Source organism: Sphingobium sp. (assembly GCF_048594625.1).
Taxonomy (GTDB): domain Bacteria; phylum Pseudomonadota; class Alphaproteobacteria; order Sphingomonadales; family Sphingomonadaceae; genus Sphingobium.
This window is the reverse complement of sequence record NZ_JBMDWL010000065.1, coordinates 17433-32876: the sequence shown is the minus strand read 5'-3', so window position 1 is coordinate 32876 and position 15444 is coordinate 17433. Positions and strand designations below refer to the sequence as shown.

16 protein-coding genes and 1 pseudogene are annotated in these 15444 nt (G+C 64.9%); 3 read left to right on the top strand and 14 right to left on the bottom strand.

The genetic code is table 11. The features are described 5' to 3' along the window. Window positions 1-76 precede the first annotated feature (76 nt). Complete coding sequence (locus tag ACOJSJ_RS07950) at window positions 77-952, top strand: UTP--glucose-1-phosphate uridylyltransferase (protein WP_420144446.1); 876 nt, start codon at window positions 77-79, stop codon at window positions 950-952. A gap of 115 nt (window positions 953-1067) precedes the next feature. Here ACOJSJ_RS07950 and ACOJSJ_RS07945 read toward each other — a convergent pair whose 3' ends face one another. From ACOJSJ_RS07945 to ACOJSJ_RS07920, 6 genes are all read right to left on the bottom strand, one after another. Continuing rightward, window positions 1068-1199 (bottom strand): hypothetical protein, encoded by a 132-nt coding sequence (locus ACOJSJ_RS07945; RefSeq protein WP_420144445.1) that lies wholly within the window; start codon window positions 1197-1199, stop codon window positions 1068-1070. Between the two features lie 142 nt (window positions 1200-1341). Then, on the bottom strand, window positions 1342-1953 hold the full coding sequence (ssb, locus tag ACOJSJ_RS07940; protein WP_420144444.1) for a single-stranded DNA-binding protein: 612 nt from the start codon (window positions 1951-1953) through the stop codon (window positions 1342-1344). Window positions 1954-1981: 28 nt separating this feature from the next. After that, complete coding sequence (feoB, locus tag ACOJSJ_RS07935) at window positions 1982-3853, bottom strand: ferrous iron transporter B (RefSeq protein WP_420144443.1); 1872 nt, start codon at window positions 3851-3853, stop codon at window positions 1982-1984. Next, on the bottom strand, window positions 3850-4128 hold the full coding sequence (locus ACOJSJ_RS07930) for a FeoA family protein (protein ID WP_420144442.1): 279 nt from the start codon (window positions 4126-4128) through the stop codon (window positions 3850-3852). Before ACOJSJ_RS07930 ends, feoB begins: the two co-directional genes overlap by 4 nt. A gap of 103 nt (window positions 4129-4231) precedes the next feature. Next, window positions 4232-4894 (bottom strand): COQ9 family protein, encoded by a 663-nt coding sequence (locus ACOJSJ_RS07925; protein WP_420144441.1) that lies wholly within the window; start codon window positions 4892-4894, stop codon window positions 4232-4234. Between the two features lie 9 nt (window positions 4895-4903). Further along, on the bottom strand, window positions 4904-5785 hold the full coding sequence (locus ACOJSJ_RS07920; protein ID WP_420144440.1) for a DMT family transporter: 882 nt from the start codon (window positions 5783-5785) through the stop codon (window positions 4904-4906). A gap of 72 nt (window positions 5786-5857) precedes the next feature. Between ACOJSJ_RS07920 and ACOJSJ_RS07915 the strand changes: the two genes are divergently transcribed. Beyond that, window positions 5858-6949: an alkene reductase gene (locus tag ACOJSJ_RS07915; protein WP_420144439.1), complete on the top strand. Its 1092-nt coding sequence runs from the start codon at window positions 5858-5860 to the stop codon at window positions 6947-6949. Between the two features lie 63 nt (window positions 6950-7012). Here the strand turns inward: ACOJSJ_RS07915 and ACOJSJ_RS07910 are convergent, their stop codons facing one another. The 7 genes and pseudogenes from ACOJSJ_RS07910 to ACOJSJ_RS07880 all read right to left on the bottom strand — a co-directional run bounded on the left by ACOJSJ_RS07910 (window position 7013) and on the right by ACOJSJ_RS07880 (window position 13108). Further along, a complete protein-coding gene (locus tag ACOJSJ_RS07910; RefSeq protein WP_420144438.1) occupies window positions 7013-8017 on the bottom strand; it encodes a sialidase family protein in 1005 nt (334 codons plus the stop codon). A gap of 242 nt (window positions 8018-8259) precedes the next feature. After that, window positions 8260-8682, bottom strand: a pseudogene (gene ribH, locus ACOJSJ_RS07905) (6,7-dimethyl-8-ribityllumazine synthase). A gap of 12 nt (window positions 8683-8694) precedes the next feature. Further along, window positions 8695-9978, bottom strand: coding sequence for a 3,4-dihydroxy-2-butanone-4-phosphate synthase (ribB, locus tag ACOJSJ_RS07900; protein ID WP_420144437.1), 1284 nt, complete (start codon window positions 9976-9978; stop codon window positions 8695-8697). A 110-nt stretch (window positions 9979-10088) separates the two neighbouring features. Next, window positions 10089-10697 carry a riboflavin synthase gene (locus ACOJSJ_RS07895; protein WP_420144436.1) on the bottom strand — a complete coding sequence of 203 codons (609 nt, stop codon included), beginning with the start codon at window positions 10695-10697 and terminating at the stop codon, window positions 10089-10091. 74 nt (window positions 10698-10771) lie between these two features. Beyond that, window positions 10772-11755 (bottom strand): bifunctional diaminohydroxyphosphoribosylaminopyrimidine deaminase/5-amino-6-(5-phosphoribosylamino)uracil reductase RibD, encoded by a 984-nt coding sequence (gene ribD / locus ACOJSJ_RS07890; protein WP_420144435.1) that lies wholly within the window; start codon window positions 11753-11755, stop codon window positions 10772-10774. 74 nt (window positions 11756-11829) lie between these two features. Further along, window positions 11830-12378 carry a hypothetical protein gene (locus ACOJSJ_RS07885; protein ID WP_420144434.1) on the bottom strand — a complete coding sequence of 183 codons (549 nt, stop codon included), beginning with the start codon at window positions 12376-12378 and terminating at the stop codon, window positions 11830-11832. Between the two features lie 37 nt (window positions 12379-12415). Continuing rightward, window positions 12416-13108 (bottom strand): TonB family protein, encoded by a 693-nt coding sequence (locus ACOJSJ_RS07880; protein ID WP_420144433.1) that lies wholly within the window; start codon window positions 13106-13108, stop codon window positions 12416-12418. 216 nt (window positions 13109-13324) lie between these two features. On the opposite strand from ACOJSJ_RS07880, the gene ACOJSJ_RS07875 reads away from it, so the two are divergent. After that, entirely contained in the window at window positions 13325-13903 is a 579-nt protein-coding gene (locus tag ACOJSJ_RS07875) for a hypothetical protein (protein WP_420144432.1), read from the top strand. A 123-nt stretch (window positions 13904-14026) separates the two neighbouring features. On the opposite strand, the gene ACOJSJ_RS07870 is transcribed toward ACOJSJ_RS07875, so the two are convergent. Continuing rightward, window positions 14027-15292 (bottom strand): DUF445 domain-containing protein, encoded by a 1266-nt coding sequence (locus ACOJSJ_RS07870; protein ID WP_420144431.1) that lies wholly within the window; start codon window positions 15290-15292, stop codon window positions 14027-14029. Window positions 15293-15444: the final 152 nt, after the last annotated feature.

Below are 15444 nucleotides of genomic sequence, written 5' to 3'. Positions count from 1 at the left end.
CGCACGCGGCGCTTGACCTTTTTCGCAACTGCGGCAATCCAGTGGCCGGTCGCGCAAGCGAAAGGGGACCAAGACTTTGAATAAGCCTATCCGTAAGGCCGTCTTTCCTGTGGCGGGTCTCGGCACCCGCTTTCTGCCCGCGACGAAGGCAGTGCCCAAGGAATTGTTGCCGGTGGTGGACCGGCCGCTGATCCAATATGCCGTTGATGAAGCGCGCGAAGCGGGGATCGAGCAGATGATCTTCGTCACCGGTCGCGGCAAGGGCGCGATCGAGGATTATTTCGACATCGCCTTCGAATGTGAAGTGACGCAGCGGGAACGGGGCAAGGATCTGTCGGCGCTGGAAGGCACGCGGCTGGACCCTGGCAATGCGGTGTTCCTGCGTCAGCAGGAACCGCTGGGCCTGGGCCATGCCATCTGGGTTGCGCGTGACATCATTGGTGATGAACCCTTCGCCATCCTGCTGCCCGATGAATTCATGAAGGGCGCGCCGGGCCATGGCTGCATGAAGCAGATGGTCGACGCCTATGCGCAGACCGGCGGCAATCTCGTCTGCGCGCTGGAAATCCCGATGGACCAGACGCCCAGTTACGGCGTGATCGATCCGGGTGCGCGGAGCGGCGCCCTGACGGAGGTGAAGGGGCTGGTCGAAAAGCCCAAGCTCGGCACCGCGCCGTCCAACCTGATCCTGCCGGGCCGTTACATCCTGCAGCCGGAAGTCATGAAGATCCTGGAAACGCAGGAAAAGGGTGCGGGCGGCGAAATTCAACTGACCGATGCCATGGCGTCGATGATCGGCAAGCAGCCCTTCCACGGCGTGACCTTCGACGGGCGTCGTTTCGATTGCGGGTCGAAAGCCGGTTATATCGAGGCGAATCTGGCGCTGGCGCTGGAACGGCCCGACCTTGGCGCGCATATCCGCACTTTCGCCACGGAAGAACTGGCGCGCTGAAGCATGATGACGTCGGCCGGATCAGCCGGCGGCTCGCATCATGCGCAAAACAGAAGACGCTTGGAGCATCATCCGGTGCAATCTCATCGGATGATGCTCAAAACGGCGTCGACCGTCAGAACGCAGACCATAGCCTGACGATCAGCAGCGCCAGCCCCGACAGGGCAATGGCGCTGCCGGTTGCAAGCGACATGGGGTGGACGATCTGCCGTACGGGCAGGGCGATGGCCTGTTCGATTCTGCTCATCCGCCGCTTATGCGCCGACGGGCGGCGGCTGTCTCACGCATCATTCCTGTCAGACTGAACGGTTGAATCGATCATCGGAAATAGGGGCAGCCTTCCATGGAAGGCTGCCCCTATTTCATCATCGGTCAGGCGATGGGGCCGATCAGAACGGCACTTCATCGTCCAGGTCATTATCGAAATTGGGGCTGCCCGCGTGGCCCGAACCGCTGCCCCCCTGCGACCGGCCACCACCATAGCCGCTGCCCGATGAGCCGCCGCCAAAGCCACCGCTCTGACCGCCGGCATAATCGTCATAGCCGCCATCGAAGCCGCCCGACGAACCGCCGCCCCAGTCGCTGACGCCCTGTTGCGACCGGCCACCGCCGCCGCTGCCAAAGCCGCCGCCCTGACCGCCGCCGCCGGGCGCACCGTCCAGCATGGTCAGGACCGAACCCAGGCCCTGCAGCACGACTTCGGTCGTATAACGGTCGTTACCCTGCTGATCCTGCCATTTGCGGGTGCGCAGCTGGCCTTCGATATACACTTTCGACCCCTTGCGCAGGAAACGTTCGGCCACGCCGACTAGGCCTTCGGAAAAAATGGCGACGCTGTGCCATTCGGTGCGCTCCTTGCGCTCCCCGGTCATGCGATCCTTCCAACTTTCGGACGTCGCGATACGCAGGTTGCATACCTTGCCGCCATTCTGGAAGCTCTTCACTTCCGGGTCGGCGCCCAGATTGCCGACCAGAATGACCTTGTTGACAGACCCTGCCATGATTCCTCCGAAACTCTTGAAGCGGCCCTTATAGTCCCGCTGCCGTTGCGGTCCAGTAGGTGATGCCCGCCGCGACATAGGCGAGCACGAACAGGTATCCAACCATGAACATCGGCCATTTCCACCCGTTGGTTTCGCGTCGGGTGACGGCGATGGTCGAAATACATTGGGGCGCGAATATGAACCAGGCGAGGAAGGCGAGCGCGGTCGGCAGCGGCCACTGGTCCTTCAACCGGTCGCCAAGGCTGCGTTCCAGCAACGCCTCGTCATCGCCGGCATCGATCGAATAGACGGTGGCGAGCGCCGACACGGCGACTTCGCGCGCCGCCATGGCGGGGATCAGCGCCAGCGATATGTCGCGATTGAAGCCGATCGGTTCCAGCACGACGTTCAGGCCGCTGGCGATGCGCCCGGCGATGGAATGATCGACCTGACTGGTCGGATTGCCGTCGGGCACGCGCGGGAAGCTGAGCAGCAGCCACAGGATGACGGTGGAGGTGAAGATGATCGTGCCCGCGCGTTTCAGGAAGATGATCGCGCGCTGCCACAGGCCCAGCAATATGTCCTGCGGGCGGGGCCACTGATATTTCGGCATTTCCATCAGGAAACCGCCGCTGGCGCCCTTCGTCACGGTCATGCGCAGCACCAGCGCCACCAGCATCGCGCCGATGATCCCCGACACATAGAGGCAGAAGAGGACGAAGCCCTGCAGGCCGATGCCGAAACCGATGTCGCGCGCCGGAATGAACGCGCCGATGATGACGGCATAGACCGGCAATCGTGCCGAACAGGTCATCAGTGGCGCGATGAGTATCGTGGTCAGGCGGTCCTTGGGATCGGCGATGGTGCGGGTCGCCATGATCCCCGGAATCGCGCAGGCGAAGGAGGAGAGCAGCGGAATGAAGGCGCGGCCCGACAGGCCGACCTTTGCCATCAGCCCGTCCATCAGATAGGCGGCGCGGACCATATAGCCCGTCGCTTCCAGCATCAGGATGAAGAAGAAGAGGATCAGAATCTGCGGCAGGAACACCACCACCGATCCGACGCCATTGATCACCCCGTCGACCAGGAAGGATCGGACGATCCCATCCGGCAAGGCATCGCGCACGGTGTTGGCGATGGCTTCGGCCAGCCCCTCGATCATCGCGATCGGCGCTTCGGACCAGGCATAGACCGCCTGGAACATGATGAACAACAGGCCGAGCAGCAGGGCAAGGCCGGAAACCGGATGCAGCGCAATCCGGTCGACGGCCGACGTCAGACGGCGCGATGGTGTTTCGCGGACGATGGCGGCGCGGGCGATGCGGCCTGCTTCCTTGCGCACGGCGGCGAAATCCTGCGGCACATCGATCGCGCCATCGGTCGCAGGATAGGGGGCAGGCGCGCCGTTCAGCAGTCCTTCCAGCTCAGTACGCAGATGGTCGAGGCCGCGCTTGCGCACCGCCACCGTCGACACGACCGGCACGCCCAGTTCGCGCGACAGCACGCCCGCGTCCAGTTCCAGTCCGTCCCGCGTCGCAAGGTCCACCATGTTGAGCGCAACGATGGTCGGCAGGCGCAGCGCCAGCAATTCCAGCGTCAGATGCAGATGGTTGTCGAGATTGGCGGCATCGACGACGATGACCAGCGCGTCCGGCCGCTTTTCGCCCGACTGGCTGCCCATCACGACATCGCGCGTCACCTTTTCATCGGGACTGTTGGGGTCGAGGCTGTATGTGCCGGGCAGGTCGACCAGTTCGATCGGCCGTCCGTCGGACAGCGACAGCCGCCCCGCCTTGCGCTCCACGGTGACGCCGGGATAATTGCCCAGTTTCTGCCGCGCGCCGGTCAGCGCGTTGAACAAGGCGCTCTTGCCCGCATTGGGATTGCCGACCAGTGCGATCAGGGGAAGGCCGCTCATGCCGTCTTCTCCGCCGCGATGCCGTCCGGTCCGGTGCGTACCGTGATCGCGGCGGCATGGTTGCGACGCATGGCGATGGTCATGCGGCCGATGCGGCAGGCGACCGGGCCGTGGCCGAAGAAAAAGAAGACCCGTCCACGGTTGAGCGCTTCGACGCTGGCGCCTTCGCACAGGCCGAATTCCCGCAGGCGCTGACCTTCCGATGCATTGATGGCGGACCAGTCGATCATGTCGACATAGGCAGGCTGGCGTAACGGCAGGTCGGTCAGGCGCAAGGGGGATGGACTCTCGGCAATGTTTTGCGAGTCACTATCAATACCGATCCGTTAACGCCATCAAAAACGCATTTCCGCGCCATTGCCCGAAGGTATAGGTGGATCAGATCGCCGGATAACGCAGACGCCCGATGAAGCGCGACAGGCTGAGATGTTCGCCGCCGCCCGCGCCCTTCAGTTTCGCCTTCGCCTTTTCGAACTGCATCACATTGTCGATGCGCCGGGCAAGGAAGGCGCGGCTGTCGGCATGGCCCTCGCTTTCGTCATCCACGAAGACCAGCAGGGTAGAGGCGTAGACGGCGGTCAGCGTGGTGCGCTTGCTATAATGGTTGAAATCAGCGGCGGTATCGCCCGCCGCGCGCCACATCGCATCGGCGGCGCGCCATGCCAGCTTGCCCGCGCGCACGGCATTGGTCGGCAGCGCCAAGATCGCGATCGCCCGGCGCAGCGCCTCACGGTCGGGCGCGATCAGGGCCAGCCGCGCTTCGATGAGCGCGATGACCTTGCGCCGGATGGAAAGGGCGACGAAATCCGCCGGCAGGGTTTCGACCATGCGCGCGTCGATGCTGGCGAACCAGGCGTCGATCATGTCGATCGGCCCGTCGGGAAAGGCGAGCGCGGCGATGTCTGCGTCCACGCCCTTGTCCTGCGCCGCCATCGACACCGCCTGTCGCCGCCAGCCGTCGAACGCGGCATGGCGCGCCAGCAACGGGGCCAGCAGGGCGCGGATTTCGTCCAGGGTCAGGTCGTCGGTCGCTTCGCTCATACCCTTTATCTAGGCCCGTGCGGGCAGGCGCACAAGCACCAGAGCGGCGGCGACGACGGCCGTCCCCACCATGTCGGGCAGGCTCAGCCATTCGTCGAACAACAGCCAGCCCAGCAGCGCCGCGATGGCCGGTTGCAGCAACAGGCTGACACCCAGCACCAGCGGCGAAAACCAGCCGATGGCATAGGTGAGCAGCCCCTGACCGATCAGCTGGCTGGACAGGGCGAGCAGGATCAGCGGCGTCCAGTCGCCCGGCATCACCCGTTCGCCCAGCGCCAGCGCACACAGCAACAGAGCGGGCGCACTGACCAGACTGGATACGCCCAGCACCGACCAGCTGTTCAGACGCCCGCGCGCCCGCTGCACGATCAGCAGATAGGCGGTGTAGAGAATCCCCGCCAACAGGCAGAGCAGGTCGCCTTTCAGGTTCAGGATCGACAGTTCGTAACTGCCCCCCATCATGACCGCCGCGCCTGCCCCGGCCATGATCAGCGCGGCGGCCTGCATCCCCGTGGGCTTCTGGCGCAGCACCAGCATGCCCCATGCGGGCAGGAACAGTCCGCTCAGATTGCCGAATATGGTCGCGTTGGCGACTTTGGTATGCATGACGCCCAGATGCCATGCGGCAAGGTCGGCCGCGAACACCAGCCCCGCCCATGTCAGCGCGATCCACTCGCCGCGCGTCGGCGGCGTGCGGCGCAGGCCGGGCCGGGCGAGCAGCAGCAGGAAGGGCAGGGCGATCAGCAGGCGCCAGAATGCCGCCGCCGCCGGCCCGACATCAGACAGGCGGACGAATATCGGGCCAAGCGGCAATATCAGGTTCGCCAGCAACAGGGCTGGAAAAGCCATGCGGGGCATGCCGATATGGGCGACAGGGGTTGAACTTGCCATGGCGGCTCCCTAGCTGGCTTTGCGCATCAAGTCCCGTTGCAAATTGCAACCAGATGTGAGGGAAGATTTTTCATGACCAGCCTGTTCGATTCGATCCAGATCGGCGCCATCGATGCGTCCAGTCGCGTGCTGATGGCGCCGCTGACCCGTGGCCGCGCAACCCGCGACCATGTGCCCACGCCCCTGATGGCGGAATATTATGCGCAACGCGCTTCCGCTGGCCTGATCATCAGCGAAGGCACCGGCATTTCGCATCAGGGGCTGGGCTGGCCCTATGCGCCGGGCATCTGGTCGGACGAACAGGTCGCGGCATGGCGCCCGGTGACGCAGGCGGTTCATGATGCGGGCGGGCGCATCATCGTTCAGCTGTGGCATATGGGGCGTGCGGTCCACAGTTCGGTAACGGGTGAGCAGCCGGTATCGTCCAGCGCCACCGCCGCCCCCGGTCATGTCCACACCTATGAAGGCAAGAAGCCCTATGAAACGGCCCGGCCGCTGGACATCGCGGAAATCCCCGGCATCATCGCCGACTATGTCCATGCCGCGCACAATGCCATCGCCGCCGGATTCGACGGGGTGCAGGTCCACGCCGCCAACGGCTATCTGATCGACCAGTTTCTGCGCGACAACAGCAATTTCCGCACCGACGAATATGGCGGCAGCATCGAAAATCGCGTGCGCCTGCTGCGGGAAGTGACGCAGGCGCTGGCCGATGCCATCGGTGCGGACCGGGTGTCGGTGCGCCTGTCGCCCAATGGCGATTCGCAGGGCGTGGACGACAGCGATCCCGCCAGCCTGTTCGCCCATGTCGCGCAGGTGCTGGACGGCATCGGTATCGCGTCGCTCGAACTGCGCGAACCGGGACCGGACGGCACATTCGGCGCGACCGACGTTCCGCGCCAGTCTCCGCTGATCCGCCAGCATTATAAGGGCGTTCTGGTGCTCAACAGCGATTATGATCTGGACCGGGCGCAGGCGGATCTTGCCAGCGGACTTGCCGATGCGATCAGCTTCGGTCGCCCGCTGCTCGCCAATCCCGATCTGGTTGATCGCCTGCGCGAAGGCGCGCCGGTCAATGCCAGCAACATGGCGACTTTCTACAGCCAGGGCGCGGAAGGCTATACCGATTATCCGACGCTGGCGCAGGAACAGGCAGTAGCCTGATACGCTCGACCCGATTGCGTAACGGCCCTCCGGACCCGATCCGGAGGGCCTTGTCATGGCCGGTCAGCGCAACTTCTTCGGGTCGATCACCACATGACGGATGCGCACCCGGTTGTAGGTGTAGCTGATATGGACCATCCCATCGCGTGTCTGGATGACGGCGGGATAGGCATAGCCATTGGGCAGCGGCTCGCTTTCCAGCGTCATGGCGTTGCGCCAGTGGACGCCATCGTCGGACAGGCCGATGTTGATCGGCCAGCGCGGCCCCTTGCCCGGCTGTTTGGCCCGGTGGCCGCTGTGATTATAGACGATCAGTTGCCGCCCGTCCTGCAATGTTACCGCGTCGGTCCCCGAATTGGGATTGGGCAGGTCGATGGCGGCCAGCGGCGACCAGCTGCGCCCCTGATCCTTTGACCATGTCATGGCCAGCGCGCCCTGTCGCGTGCGCGCCACCGCCTCCAGCGATCCGTCGCGGTGAAACAGGATGCTGGACTGGATGGCGTCCAGCTTCACCGGGGATTCGACCGGGGGTGTCGCGGTCCAGCTTTTGCCCCGGTCGCCGCTGCGCTCGAAATGCAGTTGCCAGACATTCCCCGGATGTTCGGTGCTGGACGGCGACAGCCAGTCGCCATCGGGCAGGCGCACCGGCTTGTTCTTGATCGGTCCCAATATGCCGTCGGGCAGCCGCTGCGGCTTGCTCCATGTCCGGCCATCGTCGGTGGAGCGGATGACCATGCCCCACCATGCCGAAGGGCTGGGTCCAACCTTGTAGAATAGCTGAAGCGCGCCGTCGGGGTCCTGAAACAGCACCGGGTTCCATGTCGGCAGGCGCGGGCCGGATGGCTGAATGCCGGTCGCCACGGACCGCGGCTTTTCCCATCCGGCAGGACCGCGCCGGGCGAACCATATTTCGACATCGGGATTGCGTTCATGCGTACCGCCAAACCATGCGGCGGCCAGCCTGCCCGATGTCAGTTCCACCAGTGTCGACGCATGCGCCTGCGGATAGGGCGCGTCGGTGTAGATGAATTCGCGCAATATCTCCGCCTCGCGCGGATGGCTGGCCACGGCGGTCGGTTGTCCAAGCGCTGGCATCGCAAGGGCCGTGGCGAACATAACAGCGGATATTCGGAACATTCCGGCCTCTCGCAGGATCGGGCGCCGATATGTCCGGTCGCCATGTCGCGGGCAAGAGTGGCGGGCGAAACGCCTAAAGTCAAAGCCGTCGATGACGGCAAAAGGGCGGCCCTACGCGGGAACCGCCCTTTCGTCATGGCATCATGTTGATAGTGGTTGGGCGTCGATGGCGGTCAGGCGCCGAACTTGTCGCGCAGCGCCAGCATGGCGATGGCTGCCTTGGCCGCTTCGCCGCCCTTGTCCTTTTCGGTCCGCTTGGCGCGGGTCAGCGCCTGCGCCTCATTTTCGACGGTCAGGATGCCGTTGCCGATGGCGATGGCGTCCATGCTCAGCGCCATCAGGCCGCGGGCGCTTTCGTTCGACACCACTTCGAAATGATAGGTTTAGCCGCGGATCACCACGCCGATGGCGACGAAGCCGTCATAACGGCCGCTATCCGCCGCCAGCGCGATCGCACCGGGGATTTCCAGCGCGCCCGGCACCGTCACCACATCATATTTATGACCGGCTTCTTCCAGCGCGGCGGCCGCGCCTTCGATCAGCAGGTCGTTCAGATGGTCGTAGAAGCGGGCTTCGACGATCAGGAATTTGGCCATGATACGGGTTCCTTACAGCTCGATCGGACGCTGCCCAACCACGGACAGGTCATAGCCGTCAAGCGCGATCAGGCTGTGCTGGCTGTTGGACAGCAGGATCATGTCATGCACGCCCAGTTCGGCGAGCAGCTGCGCGCCGACGCCATAATTGCGCAGTTCGTCCATGCCCGCCGGGGTCGTGCCGGCATGCGCCTGAACGCAGCGGCTGACGAAATCGCCGTCGTCATTGTCGGTCAGGATGACGATCAGGCCCGATCCTTCCTGTCCGATAATTTCCATGGATTTGGCCAGCAGGCCCGAACGTCGACCCTGCGCGCCATAGACATCGTCCAGCAGCGAGAGTTGGTGCATGCGCACCAGCGTCGGCTGATCGGGGGTCACATGGCCCTTTTGCAGGACCAGCTGTTCGCTTTCGGTCGCGCGGTTGTAGAAGCTGATCGCCTTCCATTCGCCGCCCCACTGGCTGTGGAAACTGGTTTCGGCGCGGCGTTCGACCATATGATCATGACGGCGGCGATAGGCGATCAGGTCGCGGATCGTGCCGATCTTCATCTTGTGCTTCTGGGCAAAGACGATCAGGTCGTCCAGTCGCGCCATCGTGCCGTCATACTTCATCACTTCGCAGATGACGCCCGACGGATTGAGGCCGGCAAGGCGCGCGACGTCGACCGCCGCTTCGGTATGGCCGGTGCGGACCAGCACGCCGCCGTCGCGGGCGATCAGCGGGAAGACATGGCCCGGCGTCACGATGTCGGCGCGGGTCTTGGACGCGTCGATCGCGACGGACACGGTGCGCGCGCGGTCGGCGGCGCTGATGCCGGTGTCCACGCCCTCGCGCGCCTCGATCGACACGGTGAAGGCGGTTTCATGCCGCGTGCCGTTGTTGCGGCTCATCAGGTCAAGGCCCAGCTGGTCGACGCGATCCTTGGTCAGCGCCAGACAGATGAGGCCACGGCCATGCGTCGCCATGAAATTGATCGCGTCGGGTGTTGCCATCTGCGCAGGGATGACCAGATCGCCTTCATTTTCGCGATCTTCGTCATCGACCAAGATGAACATACGGCCATTACGGGCTTCGTTGATAATTTCTTCGGGGCTGGCGAGCGCGGTGCCGCCCTCGCGCTTCAACAGATAGGCTTCCAGCTTACCCAGCGTGTCGGCGGTTGGGTTCCAGTCGCTTTCGCCCAGCTTGCGGAGCGAATTGGCGTGCAGACCGGCGGCGCGGGCGAGGCCCGAACGGGACATGCCACCGTCGGTGACGAGCGTGCGAAGCGTATCGAGAAGTGCGGACGACATGATAAAAGACTCCTGCCCTGTCGGCTATGCCGCCCATATCACATTACAGTGTGATTATTTCAAGTGAAGAATCACAATATACTGTCATGCCATTGCATTTTGGGCGTTAGTCAGCGGTTTCGCAGGCCTTGCATCCGGTCCAGATAGCGGGCGAGCACATCGATTTCCAGATTGAAGGCGCGCCCGTCCGTCAGCGCGTCCAGCGTGGTCGCGGCGGCGGTATGGGGAATGATGTTCAGGCCGAAATGGACACTGCCGTCTGCCTGATCCTCCACGCTGTTCACGGTCAGCGAAATGCCGTCCAGCGTGATGGACCCCTTGGCCGCCAGCGCGGCGGCCAGCGCGGCGGGCGCGCTGATGACCAGCCGGGTCGAATCGCCCTCGGTCGTCGCCGACACCAGATGGCCGATGCCATCGACATGCCCGGTGACGATATGCCCGCCCAGTTCGTCACCGACCTTGAGCGCGCGTTCCAGATTGAGGCGGCCGCCTTCGCTCCACAGGCCCGGCGCGGTGCGGGTGACGGTTTCGGCCGACAGGTCGACCGCGAACCAGTCCGCCCCCTTTTCCACCACCGTCAGGCAGGCGCCCGAACAGGCGATCGACGCGCCGATGGCGACGCCGTCCATCTCATATCCGCATCCGATGATCAGCCGCAGGTCGCCCCGCTGCTCTGCGGACCGCACGGTGCCGATGTCGGTGATGATGCCGGTGAACATGGAAAGCAGATCCTGAGAACATCCGTTCGCTTCGATCGAGGTCGCGAAACGGGGGTGAGCCTTTGGCCGATGATCTAGGCGCTCCGTACCGCTTCGTAAACCTCCAGCCGGTCGGCGCCCAGCTGCCGCGTGTCGGTCATCCGCCAGCGACCATGCGCGTCCGCCAGATCGGCAAGGCCGATGTCGCCGATCCCGGCCAGTCCCGATCCGATGATGATCGGCGCGCGGTACAGCATCAGCCGATCGACCAGCCTCGCGCGCAGGAAAGCCGCCGCCGCTTCCGCGCCGCCTTCCACCAGCAGATGATCGACCCGGTCCAGCGTGGCGATGTCCTGCGGCGCGGCGATGACGCACCAGCCTTCGGGCGCTTCGCCCCGGCTCAGCAGGATGCGACGCGGCGACCGGTCGGTCAGGCCGGGCAATCGCACATCCAGCCGCGGCGAATCGGCGCGCAGCGTTCCGCCGCCGACCAGTATTGCGTCGTGCCGCGCGCGCTCCACATGCGCATGGGCGCGCGCCTCCGGTCCGGTGATCCACCGGCTCGATCCGTCGGCCAGCGCGATGCGCCCGTCCAGCGACAGCCCCAGTTTCAGCGTCACATGCGGCCGACCCTGTGTCTGGCGCAGCACGAAACCGCCCATGGCGCGCGCGGCCTCCGCTGCCATCAGGCCCATGTCGACGGTGATGCCGCGCTTGCGCAGCCATTGGGCGGCCTGCCCATCGGTGCGCGGATCGGGATCGCGCAATGCAATGACGATCCGGCGAACGCCCGCGCGCGCCATCAGGTCGGCGCAGCGCGGCCCGCGTGGCGACAGATGGAAACAGGGCTCCAGCGTGACATAGGCGGTCGCGCTCGCCGCCCTGTCCATCGCCTGTTCCAGCGCTTGCGCCTCGGCATGGGGGCGACCGCCCTTCTGCGTCCAGCCGCGCCCGACGATCATGCCGTCGCGCACGATGATGCAGCCGACATTGGGATTGGGGGTGGAAAGGCCGCGTCCGCGCCCCGACAGGGCGATGGCCGCGGCCATATAGCGCCGATCGGCGGATCTGTCTGGCACGGAGTCGTCCGGCGCAGATTCGACTGGCACGGAACCGCCCGGCGCAGGCTCAGAATGTGGCGACGATGCGTTGCTCAGGGCCGGGCGGCTCCTGCTGCGGCGGTGGATGCCGCCGCGCTGGCCTGCATACCATTTTTCTGGCCCCCATTCTTCTGGGCGGCCTCCGCCTTTGCCAGCCGGTCGTCCAGCAGCGCGTCGATCGCCTTGACCGCTTCCTTGCGCCTGGCGCTGTTGCGCGCTTCTTCCTCGCGCCATTCGATGCCGAAGGCATCGGCCCAGCTCTGCATCTTCTTCTGTTCCTTGCGCAGCGCGGCCTCACGCTTTGCAAAGTCGATCTTCTGCTGCAGGATCACCGCCGCGTCGGACCGGTTCGCGTCCCAGCTCTGCACATAGATGATCTTGTTGCGCGTCGGCATGGTATTGGTATTCGCATCAATCACGAACGTCCACACGATGACCCATGTCAGCGCGACGGAAAGGCCCAGCAACGGCCATTTATGCTGCCGCTGCTGCCTGAAATAGCCCCAGAAATCGCCAAGCGCGCTTTTGGGGGAAACGGGACGGGGAAAGATCGCCATGCTGCCCTTATAGGACAGGGCGGGCGCAGATGCAAAATGGTCCATGCCACATCTTTCCCCGGCTGGTTTATAGGTGGGCGTTTCAGTGGTCGGTCAGGGTGAAGTGCACCGTCAACACCTTGGTCGATGTGATGGCCACGCCGTCGCGGGTGGCGGCACGGAACCGCCATTTGCGCAGGGCATGGCGCTGGGTCGCGATCCAGAAGGCGTCGTCGGTGGCGGAAACCTTCTCGATGTCGGTCACGCGGCCTTCGGCGCTGATGGTGACGCGCACGGTGACGGTGCCTTCCGCCCCCTGACGAATCATCGTGCCGGGATAATCGGGCTGAAACCCGCCCATGGCGCGCGGATCGATCGACGCGTCGGTCATCACGGGCTGGCGCGGCGGTTCGACCGGCGGGACATAGGGCGTCACGACCGGATCATGGCCGCTTTCGGGGCGACCGGTGATGGTCCCATTCTCCGTCGGCAGGGGAATGATGGTGTCCGGCGCGGTGGGCTGTTGCGGCTGGGGCAGGGTGCTGACCGGCCGATCGGGCGTCTTTTCGCTCGTCGGTTCGGGCAGCGGTGGCGGGTCGATCGGGATATTGACGGTCTGGATCGGGCTGTACGGATCGGCCAGCTCGATGATTTCCTTGGGAATCACCAGAAACGCACCGATCAACAGTGCATGGACAGCCACCGTGCCGCCCAGCCCCAATGGCGATTTGCGCCCCGCGCCATAGCGCGATGGCCCATCCAACCCCGTCGCCTGTCCTGCATGTCCAACAGTCATCAGTCGCATCTTGACGCCTCCTGTGATGTCGCATCCTCTCGCCGATGCGGGGCTTGTCTGTCGCCACCGCCATTGTCGATGCAATGATACAACATCATTTGATGATATGTTGCAACATTATTTTGTTGGGGTCTGCAACATACCCGTCTCATCCTGACATATGGCGGCAAAGCGGGGATGGGACAGGGGCGTATGACTTCGATTTCAGGATCTTCGATGCGCTTGTCCCTCTGGCTGATGACTGTCTCCTTCGCTGTCGCACCGCTGCCGCTGATGGCGCAGACGCCCGGCGGCGATGGCCGCGGCCCGTGGGCGGCCGATGCCGATGGTGACGGGCGAATCACGCGGGACGAAATGACCGCCTATATGGAGCGCCGTTTCGGCCTGATGGATCAGGACAGCGATGGCCTCGTCCCGGTGCAGGTGATGCAGCGGCTGCTGGGCCATGAACGGCAGCCGCGCGCATCGGGGCAGGGCGATCATGATCGCAGGCCCCGTGGTCCGGGCAGGGGGCGCGGTGGTCCCGATGGTCCGGGTGGCGGCGCGGGCGGGCCACCGCCGGGCGGACAGCCGCCCGCGGAACGGCGCGCCGGCGCCGATAGTCCGCCGCCCTCGCCGCCGGGCCACGCCATGCCCTATCCCGAAGATGCGAATGACGATGGGCAGATCGACCGGAACGAATTTCTGGCGCCTGCGCTCGCGATGTTCGCCGATCAGGACCGCAATGGCGACGGCGTCCTGACCGCCGAAGAGATGCCGCCCCCGCTGCGTCGCGAAGCACCGCCCGAACAATAGGATTATAGTCAGGAACCGGCCGTCTTTCTCCTCTGTGCGGCCGGTTCCGTCGGGGCGCGTCCATTGGCCGGACGCGCCCCCGCGCGTTTCGCGGCGGAACAGGTAGCCTCGGAACAGTTCGCGTCAGAACAGGCTATCGACCGCATGGATGGCCAGCCCCACCAACCCGCCCACCAGCGTGCCGTTGACGCGGATATATTGCAGGTCGCGTCCGACCGCATTTTCGAGGCGATCGGTCACCGTGCCCGCATCCCATCCGCGCACCGTATCGCTGACCAGCCGTACGATCGCATCGCCATAGCTGGCGGTCGCGCCCACCGCCGCACGCCGCACGAAGCGGTTGATGACGAGGCGCAGCCGCGCATCCTGTTCCATGGTCGCGCCCAGCTGGCGCAGCGCTTCGCCCAGTCGCCCGGCCATCGCCTTGCCCGGATCGCGCACCGCGCGCAGCAGTCCGGCGCGCGCCTGTTCCCACATCCCCTCGATCCAGCGCTGCATGGCGGGGTTGTCGACGATTTCGTCGCGGATTTTTGCGACCTTCGCCTGCATCTCCAGATCGAACTGAAGGTCGAAGGCCAGCTTCGCCATGCCTTCTTCCGCTTTCAGGCGCAGGCTGTGGCCGGGGTCGGCGGCCATGTCGGCCAGCATCTTGCGCAGTCCGTCGATGATCGCATTGGCCAGATTTTCGTCCAGGCCGGTCCAGCGCAATATCTTGCCCGCCCGGTCATGCACCATCTGGCGGATCATGTGATCGTTCGCTTCCAGCGTGCGGTCCGCCCACTGTATGATCCCGTCCATCAGCGGGGCGTGGCGGCCATCGCGCATCGCCGCTTCCATCGCCTGTCCGATCAGTGGCCCGACATTGATGCCGCGCAGCCGCTGGCCGATCGCGCCCTTCACCATGCCGCCCAGTCGTTCCTGATCCAGCGCCTCCAATATGTCGGCGACCAGCCGGGACGCGCCTTCGCGCAGACGCCCGTCGCCTTCGGACGGGCTGGCCAGAAAGTGTCCGGCTGCCGCCGCGACATCGATATGGCGCATGCGCCGCGCCACCACGGCCGGGATCAGGAAATTGTCGCGCAGGAACGCGGCCAGCGTATCGCCGATCCGGTCCTTGTTGCGCGGGATGATCGCCGTGTGCGGGATGGGCAGGCCCAGCGGATGGCGGAACAGCGCGGTCACCGCAAACCAGTCGGCCAGCCCGCCCACCATCGCCGCTTCGGCAAAGGCCTGCACGAAACCGATCGCGGGGTGCAGGTGAACGGTGGCGCGCGCGGCGATGAACAGCACCGCCATCGCCACCAGCATTCCCGTCGCCACCAATCGCATCCGCCGGGCGGGATGCGGGGTCAGCAGGGTTCTGGGGCGGGGCAGGCGAAACAGCGTCATGACCGCTTAACGGTTACGCTGCCGTTTCGTTCAGATCATGGCATGATCGGGTCGCGTTAAACCCGATCACGCCATGTTTGCATATATTACCGCATTTTCCGGACCAACAGATGGGACCATCTGCCCTGAAAATGCGCATGATCATCTTGTGC